Annotated in this window: 17 protein-coding genes and 1 riboswitch; of the genes, 10 read left to right on the plus strand and 7 right to left on the minus strand. The window is 60.3% G+C overall.

Features of this window, described 5'->3' with window-relative positions:
* Positions 1–7 precede the first annotated feature (7 nt).
* The 3 genes from metK (at position 8) to AC3WRD_RS03380 (ending at position 3,517) form a co-directional block, all read left to right on the plus strand.
* Positions 8–1,198, plus strand: a complete 1,191-nt coding sequence (gene metK / locus AC3WRD_RS03370; protein ID WP_096817710.1) for a methionine adenosyltransferase — start codon at positions 8–10, stop codon at positions 1,196–1,198.
* A gap of 147 nt (positions 1,199–1,345) precedes the next feature.
* Positions 1,346–3,025 (plus strand): NAD-dependent DNA ligase LigB, encoded by a 1,680-nt coding sequence (gene ligB / locus AC3WRD_RS03375; RefSeq protein WP_102619721.1) that lies wholly within the window; start codon positions 1,346–1,348, stop codon positions 3,023–3,025.
* A gap of 96 nt (positions 3,026–3,121) precedes the next feature.
* Positions 3,122–3,517 (plus strand): DUF1090 domain-containing protein, encoded by a 396-nt coding sequence (locus AC3WRD_RS03380; protein WP_102619720.1) that lies wholly within the window; start codon positions 3,122–3,124, stop codon positions 3,515–3,517.
* 52 nt (positions 3,518–3,569) lie between these two features.
* Here AC3WRD_RS03380 and AC3WRD_RS03385 read toward each other — a convergent pair whose 3' ends face one another.
* Positions 3,570–4,019 (minus strand): c-type cytochrome, encoded by a 450-nt coding sequence (locus AC3WRD_RS03385; protein ID WP_102619719.1) that lies wholly within the window; start codon positions 4,017–4,019, stop codon positions 3,570–3,572.
* Positions 4,020–4,147: 128 nt separating this feature from the next.
* Here AC3WRD_RS03385 and mltA point away from each other — a divergent pair, with 128 nt between their 5' ends.
* On the plus strand, positions 4,148–5,320 hold the full coding sequence (gene mltA, locus AC3WRD_RS03390; RefSeq protein ID WP_102619718.1) for a murein transglycosylase A: 1,173 nt from the start codon (positions 4,148–4,150) through the stop codon (positions 5,318–5,320).
* Between the two features lie 49 nt (positions 5,321–5,369).
* On the opposite strand, the gene AC3WRD_RS03395 is transcribed toward mltA, so the two are convergent.
* Together AC3WRD_RS03395 and AC3WRD_RS03400 are read right to left on the minus strand one after the other, a co-directional pair.
* The gene (locus AC3WRD_RS03395) at positions 5,370–5,753 is read right to left on the minus strand and encodes an MAPEG family protein (protein WP_102619717.1); all 384 of its coding nucleotides are present in this window, start codon (positions 5,751–5,753) and stop codon (positions 5,370–5,372) included.
* Between the two features lie 37 nt (positions 5,754–5,790).
* The gene (locus tag AC3WRD_RS03400; RefSeq protein ID WP_096817687.1) at positions 5,791–6,624 is read right to left on the minus strand and encodes an EamA family transporter; all 834 of its coding nucleotides are present in this window, start codon (positions 6,622–6,624) and stop codon (positions 5,791–5,793) included.
* Positions 6,625–6,861: 237 nt separating this feature from the next.
* Between AC3WRD_RS03400 and AC3WRD_RS03405 the strand changes: the two genes are divergently transcribed.
* A complete protein-coding gene (locus AC3WRD_RS03405; protein ID WP_102619716.1) occupies positions 6,862–8,127 on the plus strand; it encodes a cation:proton antiporter in 1,266 nt (421 codons plus the stop codon).
* On the opposite strand, the gene AC3WRD_RS03410 is transcribed toward AC3WRD_RS03405, so the two are convergent.
* Both AC3WRD_RS03410 and AC3WRD_RS03415 read right to left on the minus strand, forming a co-directional pair.
* Entirely contained in the window at positions 8,128–9,015 is an 888-nt protein-coding gene (locus AC3WRD_RS03410) for a formate/nitrite transporter family protein (protein WP_102619715.1), read from the minus strand.
* Between the two features lie 73 nt (positions 9,016–9,088).
* Entirely contained in the window at positions 9,089–9,496 is a 408-nt protein-coding gene (locus tag AC3WRD_RS03415; protein WP_007959686.1) for an acyl-CoA thioesterase, read from the minus strand.
* A gap of 197 nt (positions 9,497–9,693) precedes the next feature.
* Positions 9,694–9,792: riboswitch (S-adenosyl-L-homocysteine riboswitch) on the plus strand.
* 22 nt (positions 9,793–9,814) lie between these two features.
* On the opposite strand from AC3WRD_RS03415, the gene ahcY reads away from it, so the two are divergent.
* From ahcY to rhlE2, 4 genes are all read left to right on the plus strand, one after another.
* The gene (gene ahcY / locus AC3WRD_RS03420) at positions 9,815–11,224 is read left to right on the plus strand and encodes an adenosylhomocysteinase (RefSeq protein WP_096817673.1); all 1,410 of its coding nucleotides are present in this window, start codon (positions 9,815–9,817) and stop codon (positions 11,222–11,224) included.
* A gap of 189 nt (positions 11,225–11,413) precedes the next feature.
* On the plus strand, positions 11,414–12,259 hold the full coding sequence (gene metF, locus AC3WRD_RS03425) for a methylenetetrahydrofolate reductase [NAD(P)H] (protein ID WP_007959683.1): 846 nt from the start codon (positions 11,414–11,416) through the stop codon (positions 12,257–12,259).
* A 168-nt stretch (positions 12,260–12,427) separates the two neighbouring features.
* A complete protein-coding gene (locus tag AC3WRD_RS03430; RefSeq protein ID WP_096817664.1) occupies positions 12,428–13,240 on the plus strand; it encodes a substrate-binding periplasmic protein in 813 nt (270 codons plus the stop codon).
* Positions 13,241–13,462: 222 nt separating this feature from the next.
* Entirely contained in the window at positions 13,463–15,343 is a 1,881-nt protein-coding gene (rhlE2, locus tag AC3WRD_RS03435; RefSeq protein ID WP_096817662.1) for an RNA helicase RhlE2, read from the plus strand.
* A gap of 69 nt (positions 15,344–15,412) precedes the next feature.
* Here rhlE2 and AC3WRD_RS03440 read toward each other — a convergent pair whose 3' ends face one another.
* Both AC3WRD_RS03440 and AC3WRD_RS03445 read right to left on the minus strand, forming a co-directional pair.
* Positions 15,413–16,006 carry a YceI family protein gene (locus AC3WRD_RS03440; protein ID WP_096817658.1) on the minus strand — a complete coding sequence of 198 codons (594 nt, stop codon included), beginning with the start codon at positions 16,004–16,006 and terminating at the stop codon, positions 15,413–15,415.
* Between the two features lie 31 nt (positions 16,007–16,037).
* Entirely contained in the window at positions 16,038–16,589 is a 552-nt protein-coding gene (locus AC3WRD_RS03445; RefSeq protein WP_102619714.1) for a cytochrome b, read from the minus strand.
* A 331-nt stretch (positions 16,590–16,920) separates the two neighbouring features.
* On the opposite strand from AC3WRD_RS03445, the gene AC3WRD_RS03450 reads away from it, so the two are divergent.
* Entirely contained in the window at positions 16,921–17,421 is a 501-nt protein-coding gene (locus AC3WRD_RS03450) for a hypothetical protein (RefSeq protein ID WP_102619713.1), read from the plus strand.
* The last annotated feature ends 180 nt before the right edge of the window (positions 17,422–17,601 follow it).

Here is a 17,601-nt window from a genome sequence, read left to right on the forward strand (position 1 = left end):
CATCGAGATGAGCGAATACTCCCTCTTCACCTCCGAGTCCGTGTCCGAAGGGCATCCGGACAAAATCGCCGACCAGATTTCCGATGCGGTGCTGGACGCCATCATCACCCAGGACAAACACGCACGCGTTGCCGTGGAAACCCTGGTCAAGACTGGCGTGGCCATCGTTGCCGGTGAAGTGACCACCAGCGCCTGGGTCGATCTGGAAGAGATCGTGCGTAACGTGATTCTCGACATCGGCTACAACAGCTCCGACGTCGGCTTCGACGGCGCGACCTGCGGCGTGATGAACATCATCGGCAAGCAGTCCCCTGACATCAACCAGGGTGTTGACCGTGCCAAGCCTGAAGATCAGGGCGCCGGCGACCAGGGCCTGATGTTCGGCTACGCCAGCAACGAAACCGACGTGCTGATGCCAGCACCGATCACCTTCTCGCACCAGCTGGTTCAGCGCCAGGCCGAAGCCCGCAAATCGGGTCTGCTGCCTTGGCTGCGTCCAGACGCCAAGTCGCAAGTGACTTGCCGTTACGAAGGCGGCAAGGTTGTGGGTATCGACGCTGTTGTTCTGTCGACCCAGCACAACCCTGAAGTGTCGTACAAAGACCTGCGCGAAGGCGTGATGGAGCTGATCGTCAAGCACGTGCTGCCTGCCGAACTGCTGAGCAAGGACACCCAGTTCCACATCAACCCGACCGGCCAGTTCATCATTGGCGGCCCGGTAGGTGACTGCGGTCTGACCGGTCGCAAGATCATCGTCGACAGCTACGGCGGCATGGCCCGTCACGGCGGTGGCGCGTTCTCCGGCAAGGATCCATCGAAGGTTGACCGTTCGGCCGCCTACGCTGGCCGTTATGTTGCCAAGAACATCGTGGCTGCCGGCCTGGCCGAGCGTTGCGAGATTCAGGTTTCCTACGCGATCGGTGTGGCCCAGCCTACTTCGATCTCGCTGAACACCTTCGGTACCGGCAAGATCAGCGATGACAAGATCATCAAACTGGTCCGCGAAGTGTTCGACCTGCGTCCATACGCAATCACCACCATGCTCGACCTGCTGCACCCGATGTACCAGGAAACCGCAGCCTACGGCCACTTCGGCCGCGCTCCGCAGACCAAGACCGTTGGCGAAGACACCTTCACCACGTTCACCTGGGAAAAAACCGACCGCGCCGACGCTCTGCGTTCTGCTGCCGGTCTGTAAGACTTCCCCGGCGGTACAAGAAGCCCCGCACGGTTCGCGCCGTGCGGGGCTTTTTCATGGCCGCGAAACAACCGGCAAAACAGCCGACCGACCCGCTTGAAAATCCCGGCTAGCCTTCAGGTATCTCTCTGAGCAAGGACGCTCACGATGCTTGCCACACTGCGCCTGTTTTTCTTTTTCCTGCCGGTTTTCATCCACCTCAGCGCCTTCGCTGACGATTGCCCCGCCTGGCCCGCCGACCGTGCACAAACCGAAATCGCCGCCCTGCAGCAGCAGGTCGATCAGTGGGACGACGCCTATCATCGGGAAGGCCAATCACTGATCAGCGACGAACTCTATGATCAGTCCCGCACCCGACTCGGCGAATGGCGCGAGTGCTTCAAACTTCCTCCACCGCCCAAGCCGTTACGGACGGCGTCAGGTCCGGTCGCACATCCGATCGCTCATACCGGCCTCGACAAACTTCACGACGCAGCGGACATCGAAGCCTGGCTGCACGATCGCAAGGACGTCTGGGCACAACCCAAAGTCGATGGCGTGGCCGTCACGCTGGTCTATCGCGCCGGACGTTTGCAGCAGGCGATCAGTCGCGGCGACGGAGTTCGCGGGCAGGACTGGACTGCATCGGCACACAAGATCAACGCCATTCCCCGACAACTGACACAACCGCTGGACCTGTCAGTGCAGGGTGAACTCTATTGGCGACTGAACGACCATATCCAGGCCCGTGCCGGCAGCGCCAACGCCCGAGCGACAGTCGCCGGCCTGATGGGACGCAAGGACTTGAGTGCCGAACAGGCAGCAGGCATCGGACTTTTTGTCTGGGACTGGCCGCTGGGCCCAAGCAGCCTCACAGAGCGAATCACCGGACTGGCATCACTGGGCTTCGCCACGACTGAACCTTACAGCCATCCCGTTGGTGATCTTGCCGAGGCGCAAAAGTGGCGTGATCACTGGTATCGCTCACCGCTGCCCTTCGCCAGTGATGGCATCGTCTTGCGCCAAAGTCTGCGCCCTGCGGCCGAACGTTGGCAGGCGCGCTCGCCTTTCTGGGCCGTGGCCTGGAAGTACCCGTTCGCCCAAGCACTGGCCGATGTACGCAAGGTCGATTTCAAGATCGGCCGTACCGGGCGCATCACCCCCGTGCTGGAACTGGCGCCGGTCATGCTCGATGATCGCCAGATCAGACGCGTCAGCGTCAGCTCACTCAAACGCTGGCAGGAACTGGACATTCGTCCCGGCGACCAAGTGGCGATCAGCCTGGCCGGGCTGACGATTCCGCGACTCGACAGCGTTGTGCTGCGCAGCACAGAGCGCGTCGAGCTGAACGCTCCACTCGCCAGCGACTTTCACGCGCTAAGCTGCTGGCAACCAACGCCCGGATGCGAGGGTCAGTTCCTCGCGCGCCTGACCTGGCTTGGCGGCAAGCAAGGGCTGGCACTGCCCCATGTCGGGCGCGGTACGTGGGAGAAACTTCTGGAAACAGGCCGCCTGAACAGCCTGCTGGATTGGTTGACCCTCGACGGGCCAGAGCTTGCTAAGATTGCCGGCCTCGGCGAACGCAGCAGCGCTCGCCTGTCGCACAGTTTTCACAGCGCTCGCCAACGGCCGTTCACCCAGTGGCTCAAAGCCCTCGGGCTGCCGCCGACCGGCCAGGCTTCTTTGGCTGACTCATGGCAAGCGCTGGCACAACGAAATACCGAACAATGGCAGGCAGAGCCCGGAATCGGCCCCGGTCGCGCGGCGCAATTGAGCGCTTTTTTCCGCGACCCGCAGGTGCTGGTCCTGAGTGAAACCTTACGTGCCGCCGGAATCGACGGTTTCTGAACATGCATCCCGGTACGCCGGGAACCCAACGGTCGCCGAGGCGCTCCAAGAGCGCAGTGCTTTCACGACCCGATTGCCTTTGCACATGGAGCTTTTATGAAATTTCTCGCACCGCTCGCCCTGCTGACTCTTTGCGGCGTAATGGCCGCCCCCGCGATGGCTGGCGAAGACGCCCCGGGCCTGACCGGTTGTGCTGCCAAGAAGCAAGGCATCATCAATCAGATCGAACAGGCCAAATCCCGCGGCAACGCCGACCAGCAGGCCGGCCTCGAAACCGCCCTGCGCGAAGTCACCGAACACTGCACCGACGCCGGCCTGAAAAAGGAACGTGAAAACAAGGTGCTCGACGCCAAGCACGAAGTCAGCAAGCGTCAGGCTGACCTCGACAAGGCCATGAAGAAAGGCGACCCGGAGAAGATCGACAAGCGCAAGAACAAGCTCGCCGAGTCGCGCAAGGAATTGCAGGACGCGCTGGACGAACTGGACAAGTAATCCGGAAGGCAACGTGCGGTGAAAGAGCCCGCTCCTTCACCGCACCTCAGGATCAATGATCCCGAAATTCTTTATGGCAGGCACTGCAAGCATCTTCAACCTTCTGTACCGCCGGCCCCAGGTTGCTGGCCTTGTAGGGCTGAACCTTGCTGGCGATCACCAGTTCACCGGTGGCGGCCTCAAGGGTGCGGGCCATCTCCTGGAAACGTGCCTGTCGCTGCCAGACATCATCCTTGGCGCTGGTGTGATCTTCTTCGCGCACCGAAGGGAAATGCTTCCACGGCTCATGGGACAGCGCATCGAGCTTGACCGCGCCTTCCGTGAATTTCGGCCCGTCGAAGGCGATGCGCCCGCGCAGCATGCCGCCCAGGTCTTCGCCGGTCTTGAGCATCTGCTTGAAGATTGCCTTGCGCTGGCCCAGCGGGGAATTCGGATCGACACCGCCGCAGGCGGACAAGGTCAGACAGGCCAGCAATACAACAGAAAGTCTTTTAAGAGTCATGGTGGCTTCAGGTCACGGAATTCGGCGGCCAGTATCCTCGCGTCACCGCCAAACACCAATAGCCCTATTAATAATACGGGTTGCTGGCGCGCATGGAGCACGCCTGCAACCGACACAGGAAATTCTCCATGAACAGCCGTTTCAAGGCCTGGCGTCACCCACTCATCGCAACCCTGCCGCTGCTGGCCATCCTCGCCGGCTGCACCGGGGGCGACAGTGCCAAGCCGAAAACCCACGCACTGGCCACTTACTCCAGCGCCACCTGGGAAGCGCTGCCCGCAGTGTCCGACAACGATCTGGTGGCCGGTTTCGGTTCGTGGCGCAGCGCCTGCACCCGACTCAAGGCTGACCCGATCTGGGGCGCCACCTGCGCGGCGGCCGCCAATGTGCCGCAAAGCGCCGGCGACATCCGCAGCTTCCTCAAGCAGCACCTCGACGTCTTCGGGCTGCGCGCCGAGCACGACAATCCCAACGGCCTGATCACCGGCTACTACGAACCGGTCTACCCCGGCAGCCTGACGCAAACAGCGACCGCCAACGTGCCGGTGTACGGCGTGCCTGAAGACATGATCATCGTGTCCCTGGACAGCATTTACCCCGAGCTGAAAGGCAAGCGCCTGCGCGGACGCCTCGAAGGTCGCGTGCTCAAGCCTTACGACGACGCCGCGACCATCGAGACCAAAGGCGTCAAGGCACCGGTGGTGGCGTGGCTGACCGATCCGATGAACCTGCAATTCCTGCAGATCCAGGGTTCGGGGCGGATTCAGACCGATGACGGCCGGCAACTGCGCATCGCCTACGCCGACCAGAACGGTCATCCGTACCGGCCGATCGGCCGCTGGCTGGTGGAACAGGGTGAGCTGAAGAAAGAAGACGTGACCATGGGCGCCATCAGCAACTGGGCCAAGGCCAATCCGTCGCGTATTCCGGAGTTGCTCGGCAGCAACCCGAGTTATGTGTTCTTCACCCGCAACCCGGACAGCAACGAAGGACCGCGCGGCTCGTTGAATGTGCCGCTGACCGCCGGTTACAGCGCGGCGGTGGATCGCAAGGTGATCCCGCTGGGCAGCCTGCTGTGGCTGTCGACCACTCGCCCTGACGGCACGGCACTGGTACGCCCGGTAGCCGCGCAGGACACCGGCGGCGCGATTGCCGGCGAAGTTCGTGCAGACCTGTTCTGGGGCACCGGTGAGGCCGCCGGGCAACTGGCCGGTGACATGAAGCAGCAGGGGCAGATCTGGATGCTCTGGCCCAAAGGCGCGGCGTTACCGCAAGTGCCGCAGGTGGCCGACAAACTGTAAGCGCAACGCAAAAGATCGCAGGCTTCGTCAGTCTGCGATCTGTTCAGCGTCAGACCGAAACGAAGAAGAAACTGGCGATCAGCCCCATCCCGACAAACCACACCAGCGACCGCAGAATCGCCCAGTCCGCCAGATAACAAATGATGTAGAGCAGGCGACTGGTGATAAACAGCACCGCCAGCACGTTGACCGTCACCAGCTCCGCCGTGCCCACCAGATGCGCGACGATCACCGCCGCCGCAAACGCCGGCGTCACTTCAAAACTGTTCAGTTGCGCCGCATGAGCCCGTCGGGCCAGACCGTTCAGGCTTTCGAGAAAATCCCGAGGATCGTGATTGTCGCTGAGCCGATAACCACCGACAGCCTTGGCCACGCCCGTGCACACATAGGGCAGAAAGATCGCAATCAAAACGCACCACAGAGCCACCGTCATAACGCCGTCCTTCTTCAGTTTTTAGAGTATTGGCGGGTCAGAACTTCATCACCAGCATGCCAATCAGTACCAGCCCACAGGCTAAGAGCCGTGGCCGACCGAAAGGTTCTTTCAGGTAACGCATGCCGAACAGCACCACCAGAATCACGCTGATTTCACGCAACGCCGCCGCTTCGGCAATCGACCCCAGTTGCATCGCCCACAGCACCAGAGCGTAGCTGAACAACACGCAGAACCCGACCGCCAGTCCCAGCTTCCATTGTTCGCGCCAGAACAGCATGAACGCCGGCCGCTTGGCCACCCACGCCAGCAGCGGGAACGGCCACGCGCTGAGCAGCGTGACCCAGACCAGGTAATCCAGTGGATGCGACCAGCGCCGCAAGGCCTGGCCATCGATGTAGGTGTAGCAGCCGATGCACAACCCGATCAACGCCACCACCGGCAGCATCGACCATGGCAAGTGTTTCCCGCCACCGCCCTGCCAGAGCAGGCAGGCCATGCCCAGCGGGATCAACATGATCCCGAAGATCTGCTGCGTGGTCAGCACTTCACCGGCGAAGATCAGGGTCAGCGCCAGTACCACCAGCGGCGACAATCCGCGCATCAGTGGATAAACCAGGCCCAGGTCGCCGACCCGATAGGCCTGGATCAACAGGTAGCGATAGAGCAGCTCGAACGCCGCCGACGCCAGAATCCACGGCCAGATTTCCTGCGGCGGCAGGCTGATGAAAGGAAATGCCAGCGCGACGAACAACAGCGCCACGGTGTCCATGCAGGCCACCACCAGCAGCCGTTCTGCGCTGAATTTGATCAGGGTATTCCACGCTGCGTGCAACAGCGCCGCCACCAACACCAGAGCTGTCGCCAGCACGTGTCACTCCTTCATTCTTGTTTTTGAACCTGAGCCATTTGATCAGGTCTTTGATTCGCGATGTGTCAGGCGCTGTTTATACGTCAAGCGCCCCCGTCGCAACCGGTTGCGCACAGACAAATCTCAAAAAATCCTGTCTGGGCGACACAATTGTGCCCCCACCCGGCATCGGCCCATCCAACCCTTGCGTCCACGAACGGGCGCGCTGTCTTTTCACCCCCATCCAAAGGACCCCGGATGCTTGAACTCGTCGCCGCTTTCATCTGCCTCACCACCCTCCTCACTTTTGTGAATTTCCGCTTCATCGGTTTGCCTCCGACCATCGGCGTGATGGTTACCGCACTGATGTTTTCCCTGTTGCTGCAAGGCCTGAGCCTGCTCGGCTACCCCGGCCTCGAAGAGCGCGTACAGCAACTGATCGGCCAGATCGACTTCGGTGATCTGCTGATGAACTGGATGCTGTCGTTCCTGCTGTTCGCCGGCGCCTTGCACGTCAACCTGAACGACCTGCGCAGCTACCGCTGGCCCATCGGCCTGCTGGCGACGTTCGGTGTACTGATCGCCACCGCCGTGATCGGCAGCCTCGCCTACTACATTTTTGCCCTCTTCGGCTGGCACGTGAGCTTCCTCTACTGCCTGTTGTTCGGCGCGCTGATTTCCCCGACCGACCCGATCGCGGTGCTTGGCGTGTTGCGTACGGCCAATGCCTCGAAGCCGCTGAAGACCACCATCGTCGGCGAATCCCTGTTCAACGACGGCACCGCCGTGGTGGTGTTCACCGTGCTGCTGGGCATCGCGCAACTGGGCGAAACCCCGACCGTCGGCGCCACGGCCATGCTGTTCGTCCATGAAGCAGTGGGCGGCGTGCTGTTCGGCGGGCTGATCGGTTATCTGGTGTACCTGATGATCAAGAGCATCGAGCAGCACCAGATCGAAGTCATGCTGACCCTGGCGCTGGTGATTGGCGGTTCGGCGATGGCCACCGAGCTGCACGTCTCGGCGCCGATTGCGATGGTGGTCGCCGGTCTGATCATCGGCAACCTCGGTCGCAACCTGGCAATGAACGACATGACGCGCAAATACCTGGACGGTTTCTGGGAGTTGCTCGACGACATGCTCAACGCCCTGCTGTTCGCGCTGATCGGCATGGAGCTGTTGCTGCTGCCGTTCAACTGGCTGCACGTGGCGGCGGCGAGCCTGCTGGCACTGGCAATTCTGCTGTCGCGCCTGCTCACCGTGGCCCCGGCCATTGTCCTGTTGCGCCGCTGGCGCACAGTGCCGCGCGGCACCATCCGAATCCTGACCTGGGGTGGTTTGCGCGGCGGTGTTTCGGTGGCATTGGCGCTGGCCCTGCCGCTGGGCCCGGAACGCGATCTGCTGCTGAGCATCACCTACATCGTGGTGCTGTCGTCGATCCTGTTGCAGGGACTGACCATCGGCAAACTGGTCAAGCACGCCACCCGTGATGAATCGGCAGCCACTGCCGAACCTGCGCACCATTGATCATTTCTTGATCTGCTGCGGATCGGGCTTTTCGGCCTGGTCCGCAGACTCCTTCGGTTTTCCACTTTCGCTGCGGATCTGCGCATGGCTGATCAGGGCGAAGATGAAACTGCCGCCGATGATATTCCCCGCCAATGTCGGTCCGGCAAATACCGCCCAGAAATCACTCCACGGCAACTCGCCGGCAAACACCAGATACGACACTTCCGCCGAGCCGACCACGATGTGGGTGAAGTCGCCCAGTGCCATGAGGTAGGTGATGAGGATGATGATCCACATCTTCGCGCTTTCCATGGACGGAATCATCCAGACCATGGTGGCGATCATCCAGCCGGAAACGATGCCCTTGGCGAACATCTGGCTGGCGTGGTTTTCCATGACCTTGCGACCGATTTCGAGGAAGGCGGCGTCGGTCTTGCTGTCGAAGATCGGCAGCTCGAGCATCACGTAAGCCACCAGAATCGTGCCGCACAGATTGCCGAACAGTACGACTGTCCAGAGTCGGATCAGTCGGCCGAAGTTGCGGATCGTCGGTTTGGTCATGACCGGCAGCACAGCGGTCAGGGTGTTTTCGGTGAACAGTTGCTGGCGAGCCAGGATCACCGCGAGAAAACCTGCGCAGTAGCCGAAGCTGGCGATCACCTTGAATTCGTCACCCTCGGGCAACCGGGAATTGAGCAGGCCCATGCCCATCAGCGACAGGCCCATGGTCAGCCCCGCCGCCAGCGCCGACCACCACAGCGCGGCAATGCTGCGCTCCAGTTCCTGGTCGCCCTGTTTACGGATGATTTCATGCAGGACTGCCGCGCGGGGCGGCTGGTTTTTCTCGACTTCGTGCTGTTCCTTGGCCGAGAGGTCGGGGGTCTTGCCGTCTGTTGGCGTGGTCATGGCGGGAAACCGGTGGCGGGGTCATAAAACTACGACACGCGCCATTCGGCTTCCGTTCTACAGAACGCGCCGATTACTCGGTAACAGGCGTTTCATCCTTGAACTGGTCTTTGACGTATTTGATTTCGGTCCGCCCGTGCGGTGCCGGCAGGCCGTCTTCACCGAGGTTGACGAAGACCATCTTCTCGACCGTCAGGATGCTCTTGCGGGTGATCTTGTTGCGCACTTCACAGGTCAGGGTGATCGAGGTGCGGCCGAACTCGGTGGCGGTGATGCCCAGCTCGATGATGTCGCCCTGGCGCGAGGCGCTGACGAAGTTGATCTCGGAAATGTACTTGGTCACCACACGCTGGTTGCCCAGTTGAACGATGGCGTAGATCGCGGCTTCTTCGTCGATCCAGCGCAGCAGGCTGCCGCCGAACAGGGTGCCGTTGGGGTTGAGGTCTTCGGGTTTTACCCATTTGCGGGTGTGGAAATTCATGTTCACTCCTGAGCGTTTGCCGAAAGATGGGCGCCATCTTGGCAGACTGATCGGTCATGCTCCATGAGGCTTCTACTATGGTCGCGATTGGCGATCTTCATTTGGCCGACAGAAACCCTTTGGAAGATCAGTCTAGACGGCTATAATCGCCCCCGTTTCAAAACGGTAACGTTCACTTGATACCGTTTTCCCGCCACCTGTCCGAGGGGCGCTGCAGCAGGTTCAACCTGTCAGGCTCGGATGGGGCGTTGACTGGCTCAGGCCAGACACTAAACGCACAACGGCGCCCATTCGCATACATTACGAATGGAGGCTCTCATGAGCGCTGTTATCACGCCTGCAGATTTTAACGATTACAAAGTTGCCGACATGTCCCTGGCTGCCTGGGGCCGTCGCGAAACCATCATCGCCGAGTCGGAAATGCCGGCCCTGATGGGTCTGCGCCGCAAGTACGCTTCCGAGCAGCCGCTGAAAGGCGCAAAAATCCTCGGCTGCATCCACATGACCATTCAGACCGCCGTGCTGATCGAAACCCTGGTTGCCCTGGGTGCCGAAGTTCGCTGGTCGTCCTGCAACATCTTCTCGACTCAGGATCAGGCCGCTGCTTCCATCGCCGCTGCCGGCATCCCGGTTTTCGCCTGGAAAGGCGAGACTGAAGAAGAGTACGAGTGGTGCCTGGAGCAGACCATCCTGAAAGATGGCCAGCCATGGGACGCCAACATGATCCTCGACGACGGCGGCGACCTGACCCAGCTGCTGCACGACAAGTACCCACAGGTTCTGGACCGCGTTCACGGCGTGACCGAAGAAACCACCACCGGCGTACACCGTCTGCTGGACATGCTGGCCAAGGGCGAACTGCGCATCCCGGCCATCAACGTCAACGACTCGGTGACCAAGTCCAAGAACGACAACAAGTACGGCTGCCGTCACAGCCTGAACGACGCCATCAAGCGTGGTACTGACCACCTGCTGTCCGGCAAGCAAGCGCTGGTCATCGGCTACGGTGACGTGGGCAAGGGCTCGGCCCAGTCCCTGCGTCAGGAAGGCATGATCGTTAAAGTCTCCGAAGTCGACCCGATCTGCGCCATGCAAGCCTGCATGGACGGTTTCGAACTGGTTTCGCCGTTCATCGACGGTATCAACGACGGCACCGAAACCAGCATCGACAAAGCGCTGCTGGGCAAGATCGACCTGATCGTGACCACCACCGGTAACGTCAACGTTTGCGACGCAAACATGCTCAAAGCCCTGAAGAAGCGCGCCGTTGTCTGCAACATCGGTCACTTCGACAACGAAATCGACACCGCTTTCATGCGCAAGAACTGGGCATGGGAAGAAGTGAAGCCACAGGTACACAAGATTCACCGTACCGGCCCGGGCGCTTTCGACGCTCAGAACGACGACTACCTGATCCTGCTGGCCGAAGGCCGTCTGGTGAACCTGGGCAACGCCACCGGTCACCCGAGCCGCATCATGGACGGTTCGTTCGCCAACCAGGTTCTGGCCCAGATCTTCCTGTTCGGCCAGAAGTACGCCGACCTGTCGCCAGCCCAGAAAGCCGAGCGCCTGACCGTTGAAGTACTGCCGAAGAAACTCGACGAAGAAGTGGCCCTGGAAATGGTTCGCGGCTTCGGCGGCGTGGTCACCCAACTGACCAAGCAACAGGCTGACTACATCGGCGTGACCGTCGAAGGCCCGTTCAAGCCGCACGCTTACCGCTACTAAGAGCAGCTGCGAGCTTCAAGCTTCAAGCGGCAAGCAAGGCCACAAGCCGAGCTTGCCGCGCGAAGCCCGAAAGCTCTGCCCCTATTTGTCAAAACAGTGTCAGGCCGCAAGCTTCAGGCACAAGAGACCAGCGCACCTCCGCTGCTCTTGCAGCTTGAAGCTTGCAGCTTGTAGCTGGAGGTCCCCTCCATGTCCCAAGACCGTCGCTACAGCTTCGAGTTCTTCCCGACCAAGACCGATGCTGGGCATGAAAAACTGCTCGCCACTGCCCGTCAGCTGGCCACCTACAACCCTGACTTCTTTTCCTGCACCTACGGCGCGGGCGGTTCGACCCGTGACCGCACGCTGAACACCGTGTTGCAGCTGGAAAGCGAAGTCAAAATCCCCGCTGCCCCGCACCTGTCGTGCGTCGGCGACAGCAAGGACGATCTGCGCGGCCTGCTGAACGAGTACAAGGCTGCCGGCATCAAGCGCATCGTCGCCCTGCGTGGTGACCTGCCGTCCGGCATGGGCATGACCAGCGGCGAGCTGCGTCACGCCAATGAACTGGTTGAGTTCATTCGTGAAGAAACCGGCAATCATTTCCACATCGAAGTCGCTGCCTACCCGGAAATGCACCCGCAAGCGCGCAACTACGAAGACGATCTCGCCAATTTCGTGCGCAAGGCCCGTGCCGGCGCCGACAGCGCGATCACCCAGTACTTCTTCAACGCCGACAGCTACTTCTACTTCGTCGACCGTTTGCAGGCGCTGGGCGTGGACATTCCAGTTGTGCCGGGGATCATGCCGATCACCAACTACAGCAAGCTCGCGCGTTTCTCCGATGCCTGCGGTGCGGAAATCCCGCGCTGGATCCGCAAGCAACTGGAAGCCTATGGCGATGACAGCCAAAGCATTCAGCGCTTCGGCGAACAGGTCGTCACCGAAATGTGCGAACGCCTGCTGCAGGGCGGCGCACCTGGTCTGCACTTCTATTCCATGAACCAGGCCGAACCTAGCCTGGCGATCTGGAACAACCTGAAGTTGCCACGCTGAGACCGCTGTACGCCGCAAGCTGAACGCTTCTTGCCACAACAAAAGATCGCAACTTTCGACAGCTTTTACAGGGCTGTCGCAACTGCGATCTTTTGCTTTTAAGGCCCGAAACAGAGCTTCTGCTGCCAGTTTCTGGCTCTTTGGCGTTTCTCGTCGTAATCTCAAGTCATGCCTTTGATCACGCAGTTATTCGCCGTGCTGGTTTTTGCTTGCCTGAGCTTTGCGGCTCGGGGCGAGAAGCTGCGTATCGTCACCGAACCGTGGGCGCCGTACGTTTACGAAGAGAACGGCAAGAACCTCGGGCTGGACTACGAAACCACCGCCATCGTGTTCAAACGCCTGGGCATCGAAGTCGAATGGCAGTTCCTGCCGTGGAAACGCTGCCTGTCGATGCTCGAAACCGGCCAGGCCGACGGCGCACTGGACATTTTTCACAGCGCCGAACGCGACGCCACCCTGCTCTACCCGAGCGAACCGCTGTCGGACGTCGAATTCGTGATGTTCTACGCCAACGAACGACCGCATCCCTTTCGCAGCCTTGAAGACCTCAAGGGCCTGACCATCGGCACCTCGCCGGGTTATCTGTACAGCCCGGACTTCAGCGAGTCGACCCTGTTCACCCGGGAACCGGCCCCGACCCACGAAGCCAACTTCGGCAAACTGGTGCGCGGGCGGATCGACCTGCTGATCACCGACCGACGCGTGGGCCAGCACTTGCTCGATGAACTGAATATCCGCAACCAGATCACCGAGAACCCCACCGTCATCAGCCGTCAGAGCCAGTTTCTGGCCGTTCGGCGCAACGCAGGGATGGATTTGCTGGTGCAGCGCTTCGGCGCCGAACTCAAGCGTTTCAAGCGTGAACCGGCCTATGCCGAGCTCAGCGCACGCTACGGCGCGACCCCGGCCATGACCGCGCCACTGGGCAGCGCCACCGCCAGCGGCAAAACCGTTGAGCAGCAGGAAAGCGGCGCGCAGTGATTGCTCTGTTATACTCCGGCGTTCCCGCCAGGCTCACGCCCGGACGCCCGGAACCGTAACAGGCCTCCCGACCCGCTACAGCGCAGCTTTTCAGCCCGCGCGAGCGCTCCGGACGTGCCTTCGGAACCGCAGCAGGACCGGACGGGATTGCGTCCTCTTAAACGCCATTCGCGCCAGGCAAGACTCCCATTGGGCCAAGCCCTAACTAAAACAGGATTACTCATGTCCTTTGCTTCCCTCGGTCTCTCCGAGGCTTTGGTCCGCGCTATCGAAGACGCGGGCTATACCGAGCCTACTCCGGTGCAACAGCGGGCCATTCCCGCCGTGTTGCAAGGTCGCGACCTGATGGTTGCGGCACAGACAGGTACCGGTAAAACCGGCGGCTTCGCCCTTCCGATCCTGGAGCGGCTGTTCCCTAACGGTCACCCGGACAAATCCCAGCGTCACGGCCCGCGCCAACCGCGCGTCCTGGTGCTGACCCCGACCCGCGAACTCGCGGCCCAGGTTCACGACAGCTTCAAGATCTATGCCCGTGACCTGAAATTCGTCAGCGCCTGCATCTTCGGCGGCGTCGGCATGAACCCGCAGGTTCAGGCCATGTCCCGTGGTGTGGACGTACTGGTTGCCTGCCCGGGTCGTCTGCTCGATCTGTGCGGCCAGGGCAGCGTCGATCTGTCCCACGTTGAAATCCTCGTGCTGGACGAAGCCGACCGCATGCTCGACATGGGCTTCGTCCATGACGTGAAGAAAGTCCTCGCGCGCCTGCCGGCCAAACGCCAGAACCTGCTGTTCTCGGCGACCTTCTCCAAAGACATCACTGATCTCGCCGGCAAGTTGCTGCACAACCCGGAACGCATCGAAGTGACGCCGCCGAACACCACGGTCGAGCGCATCGAACAACGCGTATTCCGTCTGCCGGCCAGCCACAAGCGTGCGCTGCTGGCTCACCTGATCACCGCTGGCGCCTGGGAACAGGTGCTGGTGTTCACCCGTACCAAGCACGGCGCCAACCGTCTGGCCGAGTACCTGGACAAACACGGCCTGCCGGCTGTGGCGATCCACGGTAACAAGAGCCAGAACGCCCGCACCAAAGCCCTGGCCGACTTCAAGGCCGGTGAAGTGCGCATTCTGGTAGCGACCGATATCGCCGCCCGTGGCCTGGACATCGACCAGTTGCCGCACGTGGTCAACTTCGAACTACCGAACGTCGATGAAGACTACGTGCACCGCATCGGCCGTACCGGCCGTGCCGGTCGTTCGGGCGAGGCGATCTCGCTGGTCGCGCCGGACGAAGAAAAACTGCTGAAAAGCATCGAACGCATGACCAAGCAGAAAATCGCCGACGGCGACCTGATGGGCTTCGATGCCAGCACCATCGAGGCCGAGAAGCCTGAAGTGCGCGAGCGTCCGGACATGCGCAACCCGCGCAATGCCCGTGGCCCACGCGGCGACGGCCCGAATGGCGGCGGTGGTGGTGGCGGCCGTAAAGACAAAGGCAAAGACAAGGGCAAGGAAAAACCGGCCGGCGAACGCGGTGAGCGTGGCGAGCGTCCAGCCCGTCAACAGAAGCCGCGCGAAGGCACCCCGGCCCGCGAACAGCGTCAGCCGAGCCAACCGCCACGCGCAGCCGCTGACCGTGCTCCGGACGAATTCCTCGACGACGATGTGGATAACTTCGGTAACCGCGTTGACTACGTGCCGAAGCAGGCTCCGGCCGGCGGCCGTGGTCGTCGTCCAGGCGCTCCGGCGCAAGGCGCAGGTTCGGGCGCGCCGCGCACCGGTGGCCAGCCACAAGGTCGCCAGAACGGTCCGCGCAACAGCAACGGTTCGAGCACCGGCACCCCACCGGCCAAACGCAGCGGCCCGCGCAACGGTGCGCCGCGTGACGGCCAGGGTCGTCGCGACGAAAACCCGCGCAACCGCCGCCCGGCCCGTGACGATCAGCAACGTGCAGAACCGGCCGTGCAGAACCCGCGCAGCAGCGGCCCGAAGATCATGCACAAGGAATCGAAAGCCGACCGCTTCCCGACTCCGGAACAGCTCGATCAACTGCCAAGCCGTCCACGCGGTGAAAAACCGGCCTTGCTGACTCGCAATCGCTGAGTTTCAACAAGGCAATAAAAAACGCCCCCGGTCGCAAGACCGGGGGCGTTTTTGTATGTCTGGCGAAAATTACTTCGCTTTGACACCTTCGAACGAGATGTACAGGTCGACGTTGTCGGACTGTGGACCCAGATCCATCATCTTGCCGAAATCAGAGCGCTTGATGCTGGTGGTGCCTTCGAAGCCGGCACGGTAGCCGCCCCATGGATCCTTGCCTTCACCCAGGAACGTGGCCTTGACCACGATCGGCTTGGTCACGCCGTGCAGGGTCAGGTCGCCGGTCACGTCAGCAGTGTCTTTGCCTGCGGCGTTCTTGCCGGTGGATTTGACACTGGTGGAGACGAACTTGGCGTCAGCGAATTTGCCCACGTCCAGGAAGTCTTTGCTGGCGATGTGCTTGTCACGCTCGGCGTGGTTGGTGAACACGCTGGCGGTCTTCACGTCGAACTCGATCTTGCTGTCTTCAGGCTTGGCAGCATCGAAGCTGAACTTGCCGCTGATGTCCTTGAAGGTACCGGTGATGAAGCTGTAGCCCAGGTGGCTGATCTTGAAGTCGACGAAGGCGTGCTGACCTTCTTTGTCGACGGTGTAGTCAGCGGCCATTACGTTGGCGGACAGCACGGCAGAACCGATTGCCAGAGCGGCCAGAGTCTTTTTCAACATGCTTTCTTTTCCTTTGAGTCGAGGTTGAACGTCAGGCTTTGCGACCGAGCATTCGGGTAAGGGTCGCATCACGATCGATAAAGTGGTGCTTCAATGCTGCCAACGCATGAAGGCCGGAAAAAATTACCAGCGCCCACGCCAGGTACAGATGAATCACCCCAGCGGTATCTGCCTGGTCCGGTAGTCCGGAAACCAGTGCAGGAACTTCAAACAGGCCAAACACCGGAATCCCGACACCGTCTGCGGTGGAAATCAGGTAACCGGCAAGCATCACAGCGAACAGCGCAAGGTAGAGGAACCCATGGCCGAACCTGGCGCCGATGCGGGTCATGCGGCTGTAGCTCTGCAGCGTTGGCGGCGGAGGGCTGACAAAACGCCACAGCACCCGCAACACCATCACAGCCAGCAGCACCAGACCGATGCTCTTGTGCAGATCCGGCGCGTCTTTGCGCCAGGTGCTGTAGTAATCCAGCCCCACCATCCACAGACCGAGTGCGAACAATCCGAAGACTGCCAGCGCCACGCCCCAGTGCATGAAAATGCTGACCCAACCGTAGCGCGAAGAAGAGTTACGTAGCTGCATTGCCCAAATCCTGTGAGAACTGCGAACCAAGACTAGCGAGTTATCTATCGATTTAAAGCGGAAAATTTCGCTTTGAAATATCGAGAAATACGATCAAGAGTCTGAAAGTCGTGGGTTAAGGAAGGATTAAAGACGATTTTGTGTCGTGATGTCAGGCGCAGGTTGCGCAAATCCTGTCAGGAGCATAGGGGGTTTCTTCAGCAGGAAGACGCTCTCCTTGAGGGATCGATTACAAGAAAAAAAATGTTTCAGCCAAGCAATATGTATAGCCAATTGTGTATTTCAACTTGATTGAATGAGTGTTCAACATCTCACATAAAAGGTGAAACACATGGCTATTCGTTACACCCCATTCCAAGCAAGTGGCTCATCAGTATTGCCGCCGAACCAAACGATGTCAGCAGGGCAATTCCTGATATCCGAGAACGGGCGATTCCGACTGATATTGCAGGCAGATGGAAATTTGATAATTCAGGATGGAGAGGCTGTAGTCTGGATTGCAGATGCACATCAACCCCACAGTTTGACCTTGCATCAGAAAAGAATGCATCAGCCCCTACAGTTTGTAATCAGTAATAACGGTTTCCTTTATGACGCTTCCAGAAAGCGAATATGGATTGCTGAAAGTACCCACAGCACTGACAAATCACTTTGGTACAACACCTGCCTGGTGATACAGAACGATGGGAATCTGGTGATATACGACCAGCGCACAGGAAGCCTGCGCTGGGCGCGCTTTGGCTTCATCCCCGGCCGTATCCAGAAGCCAAAACCAAGGTGGCTGAGAAAGCTGCCGGACGGGATAGACGTTTATGAGTGGACGTTTTCCTGAGAGGTGTCTCTAATCACAGCCAAATTCCCGACTTCAAGAGCTTTTGAACAACGGCGGCGGATCGAGACAATCAGGCTTATAGGGATCTATCCGACACTTATGGGCCAACTCGGAATCATGACCTTTAAGTACCAATCGACCATCCACACAGCCGGACAGTGCGACCAACATAACAATCAG

This window comes from Pseudomonas sp. FW215-R2, assembly GCF_058789255.1.

What these genes read in the sequence shown, in the direction of transcription:
- mltA (WP_102619718.1), top strand. Translation starts at nt 4,148, where the DNA reads ATGAACAGCCGTTTCAAGGCCTGGCGTCACCCACTCATCGCAACCCTG.
- metF (WP_007959683.1), top strand. Translation starts at nt 11,414, where the DNA reads ATGTCCCAAGACCGTCGCTACAGCTTCGAGTTCTTCCCGACCAAGACC.
- AC3WRD_RS03410 (WP_102619715.1), bottom strand. Translation starts at nt 9,015, where the DNA reads ATGACCACGCCAACAGACGGCAAGACCCCCGACCTCTCGGCCAAGGAA.
- AC3WRD_RS03430 (WP_096817664.1), top strand. Translation starts at nt 12,428, where the DNA reads ATGCCTTTGATCACGCAGTTATTCGCCGTGCTGGTTTTTGCTTGCCTG.
- AC3WRD_RS03385 (WP_102619719.1), bottom strand. Translation starts at nt 4,019, where the DNA reads ATGACTCTTAAAAGACTTTCTGTTGTATTGCTGGCCTGTCTGACCTTG.
- AC3WRD_RS03445 (WP_102619714.1), bottom strand. Translation starts at nt 16,589, where the DNA reads ATGCAGCTACGTAACTCTTCTTCGCGCTACGGTTGGGTCAGCATTTTC.
- AC3WRD_RS03415 (WP_007959686.1), bottom strand. Translation starts at nt 9,496, where the DNA reads ATGAATTTCCACACCCGCAAATGGGTAAAACCCGAAGACCTCAACCCC.
- AC3WRD_RS03405 (WP_102619716.1), top strand. Translation starts at nt 6,862, where the DNA reads ATGCTTGAACTCGTCGCCGCTTTCATCTGCCTCACCACCCTCCTCACT.
- ligB (WP_102619721.1), top strand. Translation starts at nt 1,346, where the DNA reads ATGCTTGCCACACTGCGCCTGTTTTTCTTTTTCCTGCCGGTTTTCATC.
- AC3WRD_RS03440 (WP_096817658.1), bottom strand. Translation starts at nt 16,006, where the DNA reads ATGTTGAAAAAGACTCTGGCCGCTCTGGCAATCGGTTCTGCCGTGCTG.
- metK (WP_096817710.1), top strand. Translation starts at nt 8, where the DNA reads ATGAGCGAATACTCCCTCTTCACCTCCGAGTCCGTGTCCGAAGGGCAT.
- AC3WRD_RS03380 (WP_102619720.1), top strand. Translation starts at nt 3,122, where the DNA reads ATGAAATTTCTCGCACCGCTCGCCCTGCTGACTCTTTGCGGCGTAATG.
- AC3WRD_RS03450 (WP_102619713.1), top strand. Translation starts at nt 16,921, where the DNA reads ATGGCTATTCGTTACACCCCATTCCAAGCAAGTGGCTCATCAGTATTG.
- AC3WRD_RS03395 (WP_102619717.1), bottom strand. Translation starts at nt 5,753, where the DNA reads ATGACGGTGGCTCTGTGGTGCGTTTTGATTGCGATCTTTCTGCCCTAT.
- ahcY (WP_096817673.1), top strand. Translation starts at nt 9,815, where the DNA reads ATGAGCGCTGTTATCACGCCTGCAGATTTTAACGATTACAAAGTTGCC.
- rhlE2 (WP_096817662.1), top strand. Translation starts at nt 13,463, where the DNA reads ATGTCCTTTGCTTCCCTCGGTCTCTCCGAGGCTTTGGTCCGCGCTATC.